This window comes from Providencia sp. PROV202, from assembly GCF_028479565.1.
GTDB lineage: Bacteria > Pseudomonadota > Gammaproteobacteria > Enterobacterales > Enterobacteriaceae > Providencia > Providencia zhijiangensis.
Map to the genome: position 1 here is coordinate 15531 of NZ_JAMPNV010000021.1, position 15990 is coordinate 31520.

General features: G+C 40.4%; 16 protein-coding genes and 1 other RNA gene. 7 read left to right on the forward strand and 10 right to left on the reverse strand.

Translation table 11 applies throughout. The features are described 5' to 3' along the window. Positions 1-56 precede the first annotated feature (56 nt). A complete protein-coding gene (gene dnaQ, locus PR799_RS15700; protein WP_154628284.1) occupies positions 57-818 on the reverse strand; it encodes a DNA polymerase III subunit epsilon in 762 nt (253 codons plus the stop codon). 54 nt (positions 819-872) lie between these two features. On the opposite strand from dnaQ, the gene rnhA reads away from it, so the two are divergent. Next, on the forward strand, positions 873-1343 hold the full coding sequence (gene rnhA / locus PR799_RS15705) for a ribonuclease HI (RefSeq protein WP_036953952.1): 471 nt from the start codon (positions 873-875) through the stop codon (positions 1341-1343). Positions 1344-1355: 12 nt separating this feature from the next. On the opposite strand, the gene PR799_RS15710 is transcribed toward rnhA, so the two are convergent. After that, positions 1356-2081, reverse strand: a complete 726-nt coding sequence (locus PR799_RS15710) for a class I SAM-dependent methyltransferase (RefSeq protein WP_154602720.1) — start codon at positions 2079-2081, stop codon at positions 1356-1358. A gap of 34 nt (positions 2082-2115) precedes the next feature. On the opposite strand from PR799_RS15710, the gene gloB reads away from it, so the two are divergent. The 4 genes from gloB to PR799_RS15730 all read left to right on the forward strand — a co-directional run bounded on the left by gloB (position 2116) and on the right by PR799_RS15730 (position 5501). Beyond that, positions 2116-2868 carry a hydroxyacylglutathione hydrolase gene (gene gloB / locus PR799_RS15715; RefSeq protein WP_154628286.1) on the forward strand — a complete coding sequence of 251 codons (753 nt, stop codon included), beginning with the start codon at positions 2116-2118 and terminating at the stop codon, positions 2866-2868. Positions 2869-2950: 82 nt separating this feature from the next. After that, on the forward strand, positions 2951-4330 hold the full coding sequence (gene mltD / locus PR799_RS15720) for a murein transglycosylase D (protein WP_154628287.1): 1380 nt from the start codon (positions 2951-2953) through the stop codon (positions 4328-4330). A gap of 526 nt (positions 4331-4856) precedes the next feature. Further along, positions 4857-5225, forward strand: a complete 369-nt coding sequence (tomB, locus tag PR799_RS15725) for an Hha toxicity modulator TomB (RefSeq protein WP_154602723.1) — start codon at positions 4857-4859, stop codon at positions 5223-5225. A gap of 72 nt (positions 5226-5297) precedes the next feature. After that, complete coding sequence (locus PR799_RS15730) at positions 5298-5501, forward strand: HHA domain-containing protein (RefSeq protein ID WP_004905417.1); 204 nt, start codon at positions 5298-5300, stop codon at positions 5499-5501. Positions 5502-5871: 370 nt separating this feature from the next. On the opposite strand, the gene ffs is transcribed toward PR799_RS15730, so the two are convergent. Both ffs and PR799_RS15740 read right to left on the reverse strand, forming a co-directional pair. Beyond that, positions 5872-5968: signal recognition particle sRNA small type (gene ffs / locus PR799_RS15735), an RNA gene on the reverse strand. Positions 5969-6148: 180 nt separating this feature from the next. Continuing rightward, positions 6149-6607, reverse strand: a complete 459-nt coding sequence (locus PR799_RS15740) for a YbaY family lipoprotein (RefSeq protein ID WP_272522706.1) — start codon at positions 6605-6607, stop codon at positions 6149-6151. A gap of 238 nt (positions 6608-6845) precedes the next feature. Here PR799_RS15740 and tesB point away from each other — a divergent pair, with 238 nt between their 5' ends. Continuing rightward, a complete protein-coding gene (tesB, locus tag PR799_RS15745) occupies positions 6846-7712 on the forward strand; it encodes an acyl-CoA thioesterase II (RefSeq protein WP_154628289.1) in 867 nt (288 codons plus the stop codon). A gap of 147 nt (positions 7713-7859) precedes the next feature. Here the strand turns inward: tesB and PR799_RS15750 are convergent, their stop codons facing one another. From PR799_RS15750 to PR799_RS15760, 3 genes are all read right to left on the reverse strand, one after another. Next, positions 7860-9644: a SmdB family multidrug efflux ABC transporter permease/ATP-binding protein gene (locus PR799_RS15750; protein WP_272522708.1), complete on the reverse strand. Its 1785-nt coding sequence runs from the start codon at positions 9642-9644 to the stop codon at positions 7860-7862. Further along, positions 9641-11386: a SmdA family multidrug ABC transporter permease/ATP-binding protein gene (locus tag PR799_RS15755; protein ID WP_272522710.1), complete on the reverse strand. Its 1746-nt coding sequence runs from the start codon at positions 11384-11386 to the stop codon at positions 9641-9643. The genes PR799_RS15750 and PR799_RS15755 overlap by 4 nt, the downstream gene beginning before the upstream one ends. 84 nt (positions 11387-11470) lie before the next feature. After that, positions 11471-11932, reverse strand: a complete 462-nt coding sequence (locus tag PR799_RS15760) for an Lrp/AsnC family transcriptional regulator (protein ID WP_036953928.1) — start codon at positions 11930-11932, stop codon at positions 11471-11473. A gap of 229 nt (positions 11933-12161) precedes the next feature. On the opposite strand from PR799_RS15760, the gene queC reads away from it, so the two are divergent. After that, the gene (gene queC, locus PR799_RS15765) at positions 12162-12863 is read left to right on the forward strand and encodes a 7-cyano-7-deazaguanine synthase QueC (protein WP_272522711.1); all 702 of its coding nucleotides are present in this window, start codon (positions 12162-12164) and stop codon (positions 12861-12863) included. A 70-nt stretch (positions 12864-12933) separates the two neighbouring features. Here the strand turns inward: queC and PR799_RS15770 are convergent, their stop codons facing one another. From PR799_RS15770 to ppiD, 3 genes are all read right to left on the reverse strand, one after another. Further along, positions 12934-13362, reverse strand: a complete 429-nt coding sequence (locus PR799_RS15770; protein ID WP_272522712.1) for an acyl-CoA thioesterase — start codon at positions 13360-13362, stop codon at positions 12934-12936. Positions 13363-13575: 213 nt separating this feature from the next. Continuing rightward, positions 13576-13947, reverse strand: coding sequence for a ComEA family DNA-binding protein (locus PR799_RS15775; protein WP_154628365.1), 372 nt, complete (start codon positions 13945-13947; stop codon positions 13576-13578). Between the two features lie 163 nt (positions 13948-14110). Continuing rightward, positions 14111-15979, reverse strand: coding sequence for a peptidylprolyl isomerase (gene ppiD, locus PR799_RS15780; RefSeq protein WP_154628293.1), 1869 nt, complete (start codon positions 15977-15979; stop codon positions 14111-14113). Between the last annotated feature and the right edge of the window lie 11 nt (positions 15980-15990).

Here is a 15990-nt window from a genome sequence, read left to right on the forward strand (position 1 = left end):
TGAAAAATCGTACGGTTGAGCAGTTTTTAGCCTTATCAGATCACAAAACTGTCGACCTAATGAAGAGTTTCGTCATCTTGCTCAGTTTGCCGCCATAAACAGGGTTTCCCCCCTTTTTTATCCACGATATCTAAGCGGGCTTCATGCTCTGCAATTTCTTCATCAGAAGCATAAATAATTTTTAATCCACTGACTGGACGCTTAATACGTTGAATTTCATTGGCTTGCTCTGTATTGCTGGATTCAGATTCCATTGAAAATGCAAGAGAGGTCTGCCCCCCTGTCATCGCTAAGTAGACGTCAGAGAGGATCTCAGCATCGAGTAAAGCGCCGTGCAATGTTCGCTTGGAGTTATCGATAAGGTATCTATCACATAAGGCGTCTAAGTTATTACGTTTACCGGGGAAAATCTTGCGAGCTAATACTAAGCTATCGGTAATGGTGCAGAATTCGGAGGTTGGAGGAATGCCTCTGTTGAGCTTACGAAACTCGTAGTCCATAAAACCGATATCGAAGGGCGCATTGTGAATAACAAGTTCTGCACCGCGAATAAATTCGATAAATTCATCGGCTATATCGGCAAATACTGGTTTGTCTTGCAAAAACTCATCACTGATTCCGTGGACTTCAAAAGCTTCTGGGTCAACGAGACGGTCTGGTTTGATGTACACATGGAAATTACGTCCTGTTAGGCGGCGATTAATCACCTCTACAGCACCAATTTCAATGATATTGTGCCCTTCATAATGAACACCAAGCTTGTTCATACCTGTGGTTTCAGTATCGAGGACAATTTGTCGGGTTATCGCCGTGCTCATAATGTTTTTTTGTGTCAAACTAGAAGTTGATGAATAAGGAAGAGTGTAACAGAAATGACAAAGCAGGTAGAAATTTTCACTGATGGGTCTTGTTTAGGTAACCCAGGACCCGGCGGATACGGTATCGTACTTCGTTATCAGCAACATGAGAAAACACTCAGTGATGGTTTTTTCCTCACCACCAATAATCGCATGGAATTACTCGCAGCAATCGTTGCTTTAGAGTCACTTACCCGACCTTGCGATATTATCCTGACTACCGATAGCCAATATGTACGTCAAGGGATCACTCAATGGATCCACAATTGGAAACGCCGCCAATGGAAAAAAGCGGATAAATCGCCAGTGGTCAATGTGGATCTTTGGAAGCGTCTCGACCAAGCAATTACACGCCATACTATCGATTGGCGCTGGGTAAAAGGTCATGCGGGTCATGCGGAGAATGAAAAGTGTGATGAATTAGCTCGCGCCGCGGCCAATGCGCCAACAAAAGAAGATACAGGTTACCAGCCTACTCAAGAATAGTCAGGTTCAGACTTAACGAAGTTGCTTCGATTTACTGATTTCTTTCGTTGCACCCAACGCTGTTGAAATTTTCACCTTAGGCTGCTTAAATTTCAGGGGCGTTGGCGTTAATGGATATGTCCGTTTTCTTGCAACAATCACGCTGATCACGCCAATTCCACCACAACGTTTATTGACCCGTTTTTCCGATGAAACCCAAGGAAGCACTTGGCAGTTTCGGTGATATAGCACCTCATAATTGAGTAACCCTAGCCAATCAAATACCCGGAGAGAAGGGAAAAAACGGCTACAGTAAGGCTGCTGCTTACGCAAAATAGGCACTAATTTCGCCATCCCAGCTAGGCTAAATGGATTAAATCCCGATAAAATCAGCCAACCATCATCGATCAATACCCGATCAACTTCCCGTAAGATCCAATGCGGATCATGGCTATAGGCAAGTAAGTGGGGCATTAAACAGGCATCAATAGTCTTATCCGCAAAAGGCAGAGCTTCGGGATTTGCCGCGACATCAAATACGTGAGGATCTTCACCTAGCGTGAATTGATGAGGGATCATGCACTCTTTAGTGTGGATTTCTGTACTCAAATGACCTAATTTAAGCAGGTGAAAACCAAACATTTTTTGCCACCAAGGCGCTAACTGGGCTTCCAAGGCTTGTCGATAGTGTTCACCAAAAGGAATATCAGACCAACTGGCGGGCATTTGAATCTTTTCTTCAATACGCGCAGGTTTCATAACATTCCCCTTAAAAATCGGATCGAGGTTGATTATGGAGTTAATTCGAGTACCAGCGTTAAATGATAATTACATTTGGCTACTAGCAAACAACCAGCAGTGTATCATCGTTGACCCTGCTGAGTCAGAGCCGGTTCTCTCAATATTAACGGCTAACCAATTGACCCCTGTTGCAATTTTACTCACCCATCATCATAACGACCATACACAGGGTGTGAAAGAAATTATTGCTCAATATCCAAAACTCCCTGTATTTGGCCCCCAAGAAACCTTAGTTAAAGGGGCGACAGAGTTGGTGTGTGATGGCGATTCCGTCACCATTGATGACTTCAATTTTCAAGTCATCGGTCTCCCAGGTCACACGCTTGGACATATTGGTTTTTACCAAGCTCCTTACCTATTTTGTGGCGATACATTATTTTCAGCCGGTTGTGGGCGGATCTTTGAGGGTACTCCCGCTCAAATGTATCAATCGATTCAAAAAATCGCAGCACTTCCTGATGATACTCTCATCTGCTGTGCGCATGAATATACGCAGTCTAATTTACAATTCGCTCATCATATTTGGCCTGAAAATGAGACAATTACGAACTATTCCGAAAAAGTAAGAACTTTGCGCAATAATCAGCAAGCAACAGTACCTAGTACATTGAAAACCGAGAAAAATATCAACATTTTTTTACAGTGCGAAAACCCTGAATTGCAACAAAAACTGAACATTAATATGACAAATCCATCATTACGAGCAGTTTTTACATTATTACGCCAATTAAAAGATGAATATTGATGTATAATTATTGTCAATAACAGCTAAAGCCAGTATTATCTGGTCAACTTTTAAACATTAAAAACAAAGAAAAACAGAGCTAATGAAGATAATCGCGACCCTCATCGCCATTGTTTTGCTTGCGGGCTGTCAAGGCGCTTCCAAAGTCACCGTTAAGCAACCAAAATCTTCAGCCAACCACTCAATTGACACTGTTGCATCCCATAACCAAGCAGCAAGTAGACAGGTTTCCAAAGTCGATCATGACCTTTGGGGTTATATTAGTGGTGAACTGAAGATGGATATTCCCGAAAACGCAACAATTCGGGAAATGGCCAATAGTTACTCCAATAAACAAAGTTTTATCTATGATGTGGCAGTAAGAGCAGAGCCTTACATGTACTTAATTGTAGATGAAATCAATGATCGTAACTTACCAATGGAATTAGCCTTAATTCCTGTCATTGAAAGTTCATATAACCCTAAAGCCACATCCCCTGCACAAGCGGCGGGTCTTTGGCAAATCGTACCCATCACGGCACGTTCATATGGGTTAAAACAGACGCAGTGGGTTGATGAGCGACGCGATGTTGTGACATCCACAAAAGCAGCGTTAGATCTCCTTGAAAATCTGAACATTATGTTTGGTCACGATTGGGAGCTCACACTTGCTGCTTATAACTGCGGTGAAGGTTGCGTACAAAACGCGATTAAAAAGAATGAAGCTGCTGGCTTACCAACAGATTTTTGGTCTCTTCAATTACCTAAAGAAACCAAACAATATGTTCCGAAGATCCTTGCGCTTAGCCAAGTGCTGAGACAACCAGAACGCTATCAAGTCAGATTACCAAAAAGCAATAAGAATAGAGGGTTAACGCAAGTTGATGTGGGACAACAAATCACATTGACTCAAGCTGCTGAATTAACAGGTTTAACGGAAGAATCCATTAAAACCTATAATTCGGGTTATACCCGAGGCGTTACGTCACCAAATGGTCCGCATTATATTATGTTGCCAACTGCAAAAGCTGAGCAGTTAAAAGTTTCACTGACGGATCAAGACGTATTAAATGATATTCGTAACGCGGTAGCACAAAATCGTTATGCGAAAGCCACGGCGAGTAATATCCAGACAGCAAAAGCGAACTCAAAGCAAGCTAAAACCTTTAGTTATAAAGTTCGCAAAGGTGAATCTATCGCGAGTATTGCTAAAAAATTCAATACAACGGCAAAGAACATCCAACAGCTAAATGGGTTAAAAACAGCTAAAGCTAACATCCTTCCAGGACAAACATTAAAAATTTCAGGTACGACACCGACCAGCAATAACCGCAAAGGTGGAACCTACAAAGTCAGAAAAGGTGATACTTATTACAGCATTGCTAAACGTCATGGAATTAAACTTAACGACCTGATGAATTGGAACTCAGGTGTTAAAATGGCAGATTTAAAGCCAGGTGTTACATTGAATTTATATCTTTAAATTAAATATTTCAAAAATCCCCATAAAGGTTAAACCTTAGGGGATTTTATATTAAATAAATTTCAATGATTAGAAATAAACTATTTAATTAGGCTTAATCTCGATATCAATCTCGATCACAATTTTAGTTGTAACATATCGTCTAAATACACTTAATTGTCTAAACCGCACAATATCATTTACATTCTTCATTAGAGTGTGATAGAAAAATAATTAGCCCGATTTTTCCTAGTCCTCTTACGGTTCCCTCCATAAAAAAGTCATTATTGGGTGGTGACTTATGAAATAAAAGTGCTATTATTATTGATGTGGCGAAAGCAATCTGAGCAATCAGTTTATATTTGAATATTACTTTTATATTAGTGACAATCTAAAAACTCTCTCAATTAGTGATAATCTTATATTTATCAATATACTAACTATGTTTGCTTATATTGAAAACAGATGCTTATATTTAGTTGATATGACATTATTTTTGATACAAAAATACGCAAAGTAAAAGTCAGATTCGCCCATGGAGGTGATTATGGATGAATACTCACCCAAGAAACATGATATAGCTGAATTAAAATATCTGTGTAACAGTTTGAATAGAGACGCAATATCAAGTTTACAAAAAACAAATACCCATTGGGTAAATGATCTTAGTTCGCCACAAAGCATCAGTCTCAATGAGCTCGTTGAGCATATTGCAGCTTTTGTCTGGCGATTCAAAATCAAGTATCCAAAAGAAAATCTCGTTATTTCTCTTGTTGAAGAGTATCTTGACGAGACATATAATTTATTTGGCAGCCCAGTAATTACTTTCAGCGAAATCATTGACTGGGAAAGTATGAATCAAAATCTTGTCGCCGTGCTCGATGATGATCTAAAATGCCTGACAAGTAAGACATAGAATCACCATTTACCTTTAATTTCACTATCCCATAGTATATTTTAGGTTATCGACACATAAAGAAAGGGCGTTATGACCAAATCCGATTATCTGATGCGTTTAAGAAAATGCACCACTATTGAAACACTTGAGCGCGTCATTGAGAAAAATAAGTATGAGTTATCTGATGATGAATTAGAGTTATTTTACTCTGCAGCAGATCATCGTCTTGCCGAACTCACTATGAATAAACTTTACGATAAAATCCCAGCATCTGTTTGGAAGTTTGTTAGATAAATACTTATTTACGCGCATAGATAGTGAATGGTTATAGCCGGTAATACTTTATCGGCTCAATGAAAATTCCTTATTTATCTTAGTTAGTATTCACCGAATACTGACAGCCTCTTTATACCCTTTTATTTTTACCTTTCCCTAATCCCAATTAATTTAACATTTCATGCGATAATAGCTATTTCGATATCAATTTAACCATTGTAAATATCAATTAAGAATAGTAATCAATTTCTTATTATTAAAATATATTAAACCAAGCATGATAATAACAAGAAAGCATAGCCAAAAGACAATAGCTGTTGTTACTGAACATGTGATTGATGAAAACGAGAATATGAAGATTAAGAGAGGACTTAATATTGGGTGGGAGCCCTGCCAGCGACATCCCGGCACACACGACCCCTGCTATGGCTGCTTCCTTCCGGACCTGACCTAGTTAACAAGTTAGCGTTGCGGGAGAACCAACAGAGCCCCCATTGATTGCTTCTTTCAAAGCACGGGCATTATGCTTGATAGATAGTTAAATAGCAAGAAAGCGGCGATCAAGTGCTGTTTTATTACACAAAAATCTGAATGGCTATTTAATACAGTTTAGTATGAACAATAAATATTGGCAGGAATTAATACTTATTAATAAGAAGCAACCGCTAGTTAGCAGGAACCAGAAGTAAATCAATATTTTCAACCATGCCATTGTTGATCACTTCGGTCGGCGATTCTGTAATATAGACTAATTTTCCATCAACGTGTAACGTCGCACTAACCGTGATTTTAGCTTGATTTCTTATTTCATTTTTGTGGTATGTCAGCTGATACGGAAGCGTCACTTGATTGTTCAAGTTAGTATAGTGCTTTTGAGATAATATCAGCGCTGGCAACTCAACAAATGAGTTATCTACCATGGTAACCGTAATATCCACGTTTTCAGATAATCCTTTATTTTTAGCAATAAGGATATTTCCGCTGATCGTACCAATATCTACCTGCTGATTTTCGTGATTACTTTTCCCTTTTATCCTTTTTTCAGGGGGATTGGCGTTGTTCCCTTCACACCCGACTAAGAAAATAAGTATCAACGAACTAATCATGTAACGATAGAATGTCATTATAATTACCTGTAATATTTTGATTTAATTAGACATTTCAATATGATTATTCTTGATATATTAGAGTTTATCTAAACTTAGAAAATTATATCTAATACAAATTAAATAATGAAATTATATTTCAAATTGTAACCAAAAACGATTGTCAATTAATCCGTACACAAACTGCCTACCTATTTCTGTGGATTAATGGGAAAATAGCGGCATCTGATATTTTTTAACCATCTTCAAGGTAACTATGAGCACAGAATTACAAAACTTAATTAGCCTAATTAAACTCGAAAAAATTGAAGAAGGTATTTTTCGGGGGCAAAGCGAAGATCTTGGTTTGCCGCAAGTTTTTGGTGGGCAAGTTGTTGGGCAAGCCATGTATGCAGCGAAACAAACCACACCCGAAGATCGCATCATAACCTCATTTCATAGCTATTTTCTGCGCCCAGGAGACAGCCAAAAACCGATTGTTTACGATGTAGAAATTTTGCGTGATGGTGGCAGCTTTAGTACACGCCGTATTAGCGCCATTCAAAATGGTAAACCGATCTTCTTTATGACCGCCTCATTTCAAGAACAAGAAGACGGGTTTAACCATCAAAATTTAATGCCCGATGTCCCCGCGCCAGAGCAATTGATTTCACAGGATGAAATCATTCAACGCTTCGCAGACCAGCTTCCCGATGCTGTCAAAAAATATGCGCTGCGCCCTAATCCTTTCGAGTTTCGCCCGATTCAATTCTACAGCCCATTTGATAGCGCTCCTCAAGAACCATTTCGCTATATTTGGTTTAAAGCGAAAGGAGAGCTTCCCAATACACCAGAGTTACATGACTACTTGCTAGGCTACGCATCGGATTACAATTTCCTTCCCACTGCATTACAGCCTCATGGTCGCGGCTTTATGGAACGCGACTTACAAGTGGCAACTATTGACCACTCAATGTGGTTCCATCGCCCTTATCGTATTGATGAATGGTTACTGTATGCTATTGAGAGCCCTTCTGCTTCTGGTGGGCGTGGCTTTGTTAAAGGGCAAATTTATAATCAACAAGGGGATTTAGTGGCAACTACGGTACAAGAAGGGGTCATTCGTAAGAGAAAACCTCGATAATTTCCCGATGTATATCAGCCCGAAAAGAGTAAGTCATTACTTACTTTAAAACAAGAAAAGCCTCAACTAGATAGGAACTCCTAATTGTGAGGCTTTTCTTATTTGGTAACCTTATCAATTCCATACAGACTAGTCAGTGAGTACTAACTAAACTAATAATGCTTCCGCAGCCGCTTCATCACGAGAGTTCAGCGACTCGCCCACTTGTTGTAATTGATACATTTGGTAATAGCGGCCTTCCTGCTGGAGAAGCTCAGCATGATTTCCTTGCTCAACGATCATTCCTCGATGAAGAACAACAACTTGGTCAGCATCCACAATCGTCGATAAGCGATGAGCTATCACCACCAGCGTAGTGTTTCGACGAATAACACGTAGCGCCTTTTGAATTGCCTGCTCAGTACCAGAGTCTATATTCGCGGTCGCTTCATCCAATATCAAAATTTTCGGTGTTACGACGAGTACTCGCGCCATCGCTAATAACTGTCGTTGCCCAACGGATAACGTGTTTCCTTGCTCACCTAACAACGAATCCAATCCATCAGGCAATTCACGGACATGCTGAGCTAATTGTACAGTTTCAAGGACTTCCCACACTTTTTCTTGGGAAACATCGCGCCCTAGAGCCACGTTATCAAAAAATGAAGCCGCGAGTACTACTGGGTCCTGCTGCACCATAGCAATACCATTTCGTAATACTTGATGGGAAAGTGAATTTAAATCTCGTCCATCCAGTAAAATCTCCCCTTCCTGCCATGGGTAATACCCCATGATTAAGTTTGCAATGGTACTTTTTCCACTTCCCGTGTGCCCAACGAGTGCCACAAAATGGTGTTCTGGGACAGATAAATTAATGTCATCGAGGACTTTTTTATCATCTCGATAAGCAAAAGAGAGGTGTTTTATCTCAATTGATCCACCCTGTAATGGTGCAACATTTTCGCCATAGCCTTGCTGTGGACTATCCATCAACTCAAAAACACGTTCACCGGATACAACCGCTTGTTGCAACATGGATTGCTGAGATGTCAGCTCAATTAACGGTTCGTTTAAACGACCTAAATAATTAATGAAAACATACAGAACCCCGACACCGACAGTACTGGTGCCGTCAAATCCAAATAGCAACAATAGCCCACATAGCACACAAGCAGAAAACAAACTCAGTAATGGCCTGAGCAATAATCCATCTAACTTCAATGCTTTCATTCGGGAATGATAGTGATCTTCACTTGCTTCCAACATTTTTTTGCCAAATCTGGCTTGCTGTAAAAATTGCTGGATAACCGTCATACCATTAATGACTTCATTGAAACCATTATTAATATCTGCAAGGTATGTCCTAACACGGCGCACAATTGGCGTACTAAGTCGCTGATAAACCAACATTACAACCAGAACCGCAGGGAAAATGAGTACCGCAATGGATGCCATTCGCCACTCTAAAGAAAACATGGCGACTAACATGGCACAAATTAATGCCAAACTGCGAAAAACCGTTGGTACAACCATAACAAACAGATCTTTGATCACCTCAGTGTCGTTGGTGACACGAGAAATAATCTGCCCCACGGGTTGCTTATCAAAAGCACTTAATGGCTGGCGCAGAGCCGCATTCATCACATCGGTCCGTAGATTTTGCACCACGCCAACTGAAGCTTGATTAAACAGAATTTTTTGATGGTAATGAAGAAGTGCAGCAATGATTTGCAAGGCAATAAATCCAATCACCATATACAGCGTTAGCGGCATAATGATCTGTTTTTTCGCCACCATATTGTCAATAAAGTAGCTAATCAGTAAGGGTCCACTAACTTCTGCGGCAGCAGCCAACCATAGCATGGCAATCGCTACCCCCATGGTACCGCGGTAAGGTTTACCGTAAGATAATAAGCGTTTTAATGCTGGCCAAAGCGGCTTTCTCTGGCTCATAGATCACCGTCCAAAGCAGCTTCGATTTGCTGATAATGATACATATCGCTGTACCAACCAGATTGCTGGGAAAGTACTTTATGAGTGCCTTTGGCAACTATGCCACCATGGCATAATACAAGAATATTATCAGCATCCACCAAAGCCGATAGTCGATGTGCGCTAATGATCAACGTTCTCCCCTGCCTCCAACGACTCAAATTCTGCAAAATGGTGTGCTCTGTCTGCCCATCAACCGCAGATAGCGCATCATCTAAAATAAGAATTTCTGCATTTTGTAAAATTGCACGGGCTATGGAAATCCGCTGTTTTTGCCCCCCTGAAAGCATAACGCCACGCTCTCCCACCTGGGTTTGATACCCTTCTGGTAGACGTAAAATATCTTCATGCACACAAGCCACTCGAGCCGCTTCTTCTATTTGTTCCATTGTTGCATTAGGCTGCCCAAGAGCGATGTTGTTTGCGACCGAATCAGAAAATAGGAATGGAGATTGATTCACTATTGATAACCTTGCCCGCCACTCATCGAGTCGAATATCTGTCAGTAATTTATTCTGATAAATAATCTCACCGTCATTCACATCAAAATGGCGTTGTAATACAGTAAGTAATGTCGATTTTCCCGACCCCGTTGGCCCACATAACCCAAGGAATCCCCCTGGCTTTACGTTGAACTGGATATCATGCAAAGCATGGCGCGGGGTTTCAGGATACGAAAATGTTCTGATATTGACGTTTAACTCGCCTTTTTCTGCAAGCAAGCTTTGACTACCATCCTTAATCACTAATGGCTCGTCTAATAAGCTTAAAATCCGGCTATACGCTGCACTTCCTCGTTCAACAATGTTAAACATCCATGCAAGAGCAAGCATCGGCCAGATCATCAACCCTAAATACATCACAAAGCTGGTAAGCTCACCGAGGGTTAATGTGTCATTCAATACCATCCAGCTTCCACCCGCGATGGCTAATAAGTTTGCCATTCCAATCGCCATAAAAATGGTTGGGTCGAAACGAGCATCAATCTTCGCGACATGCATATTTCTTCGCCCAGCTTCAGTGGCAACTTGCTCAAATTGATTGGATTGATGGTTTTCAAGACCGAATGCTTTGATCATCCGGATACTGGTTAAACTCTCTTGCGCATGGTTATTTAACGATGAAAAAGCACCTTGTGCATGTTTAAAACGATGATGAAGCTGATCCCCATAACGCTTAATAACCAGTGCCATAATGGGCATCGGAATCAATGCAAGGAGTGTGAGCTGCCAACTTATTTCTATGCTCATCATGATAAGGACCGCACATCCCATCACCAAGGAGTCAACGAGAGTTAAGACGCCTTCACCTGCAGCAAATACCACGCGATCCACATCATTTGTGGTACGCGCGATGAGATCTCCCGTGCGATATTTCAAATAAAATGGCTGATTTTGTAAGCTAAGCTGCTGATAAATTTGTTGTCTTAATCGGACAGCCAATTTGTAGGAAGCGCCAAATAGCCATAAACGCCAAACGTAACGCAACCCATAAACGGTTAAAGCAATTCCGAGCATGGATAATACGTATGCCAAAAGCTGTTGATTCGTCATCGACCCTTTGCTAATACCATCCACTATCACACCAACAAAGCGCGGTGGGATCATTTGTAGAATAGCAATGACCACAAGAAAACAAATCGCGCCAACATAGCGACGCCATTCGCTTATAAAATACCAACGTAATTGTGAAAATAATCGCACGTATTACTGCCTTGAATGATGTTAGTGACTGCTTGCTTTATTATTACGAACTTTGCACTCTTCCGCTAATAGATGACTTTTTGATTAGTCAGGGATGGGCAACACGGTTGTGTATTTGATTTTTTCCATTGCAAAACTGGAGGTTACATCAATTAAGCCATGAACGCCATTGACCAGTTTCTTATAAAATAGATCATAGGATTTCATATCATGAACTTCGACTTGCATCAGATAGTCATACTCACCGGCCATGCGATAAAACACTAAAACTTCTGGTAATTTTTCTACAAATGAAACAAATTGCGCATACCATTCGCTATTATGTTGTTGGGTTTTAATCATGACAATCACCGTCAGCCCCAACCCCAGCTTTTCACCGTCTAATAGCGTGACACGTCCTCGAATATATCCTTCGTCTTCTAACCGCTTAAGTCGCTTCCAGCACGGTGTCGAGGTTAAGTTGACGGCTTCGGCTAATGAGTTTAATGATAGGCTGCTGTCATTTTGTAATAAGCAAAGTAGTTTTTTATCTATTTTATCCAGCATGTTTAGCCCCTGAGCGAATCCTATTATCAGCAAAATTCTATCATGATGAAATAATAAAGCTGTTACGAATTGCTAGTATTGTAGAATAACTTTGCATAAATAACCGAAACATAGCATAAATTGCTTAAGTTAGAGGTTGAAGGTACAAAAACAGACTGTTCATTCTCCTCTTGGCTCGTTAACATAGGGCTAAATTAATATCCTCATTATTTAATCTTAGGAGAGACTCATGAAACGTGCTGTTGTTGTCTTCAGCGGAGGGCAAGACTCAACAACCTGCCTAATTCAGGCACTCAAACATTATGATGAGGTTCATTGTGTCACCTTTGATTATGGTCAGCGCCACCGCTTAGAAATCGATATTGCACAAAAGCTCAGCTTACAATTAGGCGCAAAAGCGCATAAAGTTCTCGATGTCACTCTGCTTAATGAGCTAGCGGTTAGTAGCTTAACCCGTGATAATATTCCGGTTCCTGACTATGAAGAGAGTGAAGCCAGCGGGTTACCAAGCACATTTGTACCCGGACGTAACATTCTATTCCTAACACTCGCCGCTATCTATGCCTACCAAGTTAAAGCGGAAGCCGTAATCACTGGTGTCTGTGAAACTGACTTTTCAGGTTATCCCGACTGCCGTGACGAGTTTGTCAAAGCGCTCAATCATGCCGTTAGTCTAGGCCTAGCAAAAGACATTCGTTTCGAAACACCACTTATGTGGTTAGACAAAGCGCAAACCTGGGCTCTTGCTGACTATTATGGTCATCTGGAGACTATCCGCACTCAAACTCTCACTTGCTACAATGGTATTCCTGGTGATGGCTGTTCCGAATGCGCTGCCTGCCATTTACGCAGCAAAGGCTTGAATTATTATCTTAATAATAAACAAGCCGTTATGGATTCATTACTCAAACAATTGAGCGCAACGAAGTAATTCTAGAAGCCAACCCTAGTCAGTGTTTTCTGGTTGGCTATCCTTCTAGTTTTTCTATACTTCAATTTGCCTATACTTCGATAAAAGCATCTGTTTTATTTTTCAGTGACTCAATTTTTTCTCGGAGTTCATCCTCGATCACCATGGCTTTATTAACTTTACCATCAATGAAAACAAACGTGATGTACGCATCGGATACCACTTCATCAACCCCATTACGATGTCGAATAATTTGTTGGTAACAAACAGCACTCTTCACTCCGATTTTATCCATTCGTGAAATGACGGTTAGCTCATCGCCCAATCCAACGGCTTGGAAATAGTTAACATTAATATTCACGGCCGCCATAACTATTCTATGCTGGATAGCCCATTCGATAAGATTAGCTTTGCCCATCCAATCCCATCTATCCGCTTCATAGAACTCCAAGTACCGAGCATTATTGACATGCTGAAAGACATCAATGTGATAACCGAGCACTTTTATGTGTATTGCCATAACTACTCCGACCAGCTGAATTATTTGATAACATAAAAGTAACAAATATTTGAAAGGGCTGCTGAAAAAATATCACTAATCAGACTTAGCTCTCATATTCGTGCTTTAAATTAAATTTAATAGCATAAATATTACCCATAATTTATTTTTAATCTCATAACACGACTTTCTATTTCCTAAAAAATAGCCCACGTTGAAAGTGGGCTATTTTGCTTATAGGACAAGTTTATTACGATTTTTCTCTAAAAATGCAGGTCCAATTCCCTGCACTTCAAGGATGTTTTCAACCGTATTAAAAGCGCCGTATTTTTCTCGGTATTCCACTATAGCCTGAGCTTTCTGCTTACCAATTCCATTGAGTTTCCTCGCTAATTCTTCTGCAGTGGCTTGATTAATGTTCACTTGGTCTGGGGAAGCTAAACTCGCCACGTTTTTTATTTCATCACTCTTTTGAGGCTGTACTATCGCTGCTACCGGTTTTTCAGTTTCTGCTTTCTTGACTGCTGCAAATACAGATAAAGGGCATAACATTGCCACCATTAACGCTGTCCCTAATCCTTGTTTAATGCTTTTATTCCATTTCATCATTGTTCTCCTATGTGTGTTGAGACATCACAATGCCAGAGAACTTTTCCAAACACTTTTCTTTGGTTTATACAATGCGAAAGGCCACCCAATGGGTGGCCTTCTATTACAGAGATTACAATTTTAGTTGCGAAGCGCTTCGCAATTATTCCATGCAAATAACTTATTCTAAGCTTTGCACTTCAATTTTTGCATTCGCGCGTAAATTCAGCATTAACGCTTCATTCACCGCTGAGCTCATTGCGCCACGATACTCGTTAGATAACTGAGTCAGTTCATCAGCTGTTGGCTGACCTAAAGTCACTTTATCTAATTGAACAATTAGCAGATTATCTTTTTGATCATAAGCGATTGCATAAGTTGGCTTACCGTCAGTTGGCGGTGTCATTTTCATCGCAACGCCAGTCACATCCGTTGCAGGTGCAAGGAATGAAACTGTTTGAACAGCGCCAAATTGGGTGTCTGCAGCTTTTAATGCTTCATCACCTTTGCCCGCTTGTAACTCTGCCAGTAATTTCTCACCATTCGCTTTTAATTGAGCAGATGCTTTCTGACGCTTAACTAATGCTTCAATATCCGCTTTTACTGTTTCGAATGGCTCTGTTGATTCCGCTTTATAGTCAGTCACACGCAGGACAAACGCACGGTCCCCTTCAACGTTGATTACGTCAGAGTTGATACCTGTTGTGCCTTTTTTATCGACTAAACGGTCGCTGAAAACTTCATTAATGACTTTCGGGAAATTCAGTTGTGCCGGTGGGTTTTGACGATCGAACCAGTCCGTAGTCGCCACTTTCAAGCCAGAAATGCTTTCAACTGATGCTAATGATTCATTATCATTAGTCGCAGCTTCACTCACTTTCTGTTGTAAATCGTAAAATTGTTTGACGCTTTTATCTTGAACTAAGCTAGTTTCAATACTTGATTTAACGTCATCAAAAGGCTTAATCGCTTCAGGCTTAACATCATCCAAACGGAATAAGACATAATTATCTTGGACTTTGATCGGTGCAGAAATTTGACCTTTCTCGGTTAAATTCGCACTGATGATTTCGCTTGGTGTCGACGTTGCTTCCATCCAGCCAATCACGCCTTTGTTGCCTGCACTGAATTTATCTGTGGATTTTTCAGTAGCTAACGTTGCGAAATCAGCACCGCCTTTCAGCTCGGCTTCTAAAGCTTGCGCATCTTTTTCTGATGCCACTTGAATCATGCTATATAGCTTTTGTTCCGCTTTAGTGAAATTCTTCAGATTTTCATCATAGTAAGCTTTCACTTCTTCAGCCGTCACAGATGCTTTTGGCATAGATGCCGCATCCATTTCTACATAGCTTACTTGAACTTGTTCAGGAGAAATGAAACTGTTTTGATTTGCTGCGTAATACGCTTTTAATTCATCTTCAGAAACAGTTTGTTTAGCTTCTAGCGCAGCTAACGACAAGCTTGCTGTACGAACTTCACGCTCTTGCATAAACAATTCTGCATACGCTTTTACTTCTGAAGGCAGAGCAAATTCTGTTCCGGTGAACGATTTACCTAATTGCGCGCGAACTAAATCTTGGCGAATTTGTGCCGCAAAATCATCTGCATTAATATTGTAACGTTTTAAAATTTCGCGGTATTTCTCACTATCAAAATTCCCATTCGTTTGGAAAACTTGCATAGCAAAAATAGCTTGCTCAATTTGTTGGTCGCTAGCAGAGAGTTGTAATTCATTAGCGTATTGGTTAATCAATTGATTATTGATTAAGTTATTCAAAGCTTGGGTACGCAGCTCTTTCATGTAGTTGTCATTACTTGCAACTTCAGAGAATTTATCTCCTAAGTATTCTTGTAATGACTGGCGCTCTTGCTGGAAAGCTTGCTGTAATTGTTCCTTGCTTATTGGCTGTCCATTGACTTCAGCAGCATTATTACTTGAGCCACCAATCACATAGCCAGCAACACCTGTCAGCACGAATGACAAGATAATAATAGCTAACAACACTTTAATAAAAGGACTGTTCGCCTTCGTGCGTAGATCTTCCATCATAAAAAGGCTTA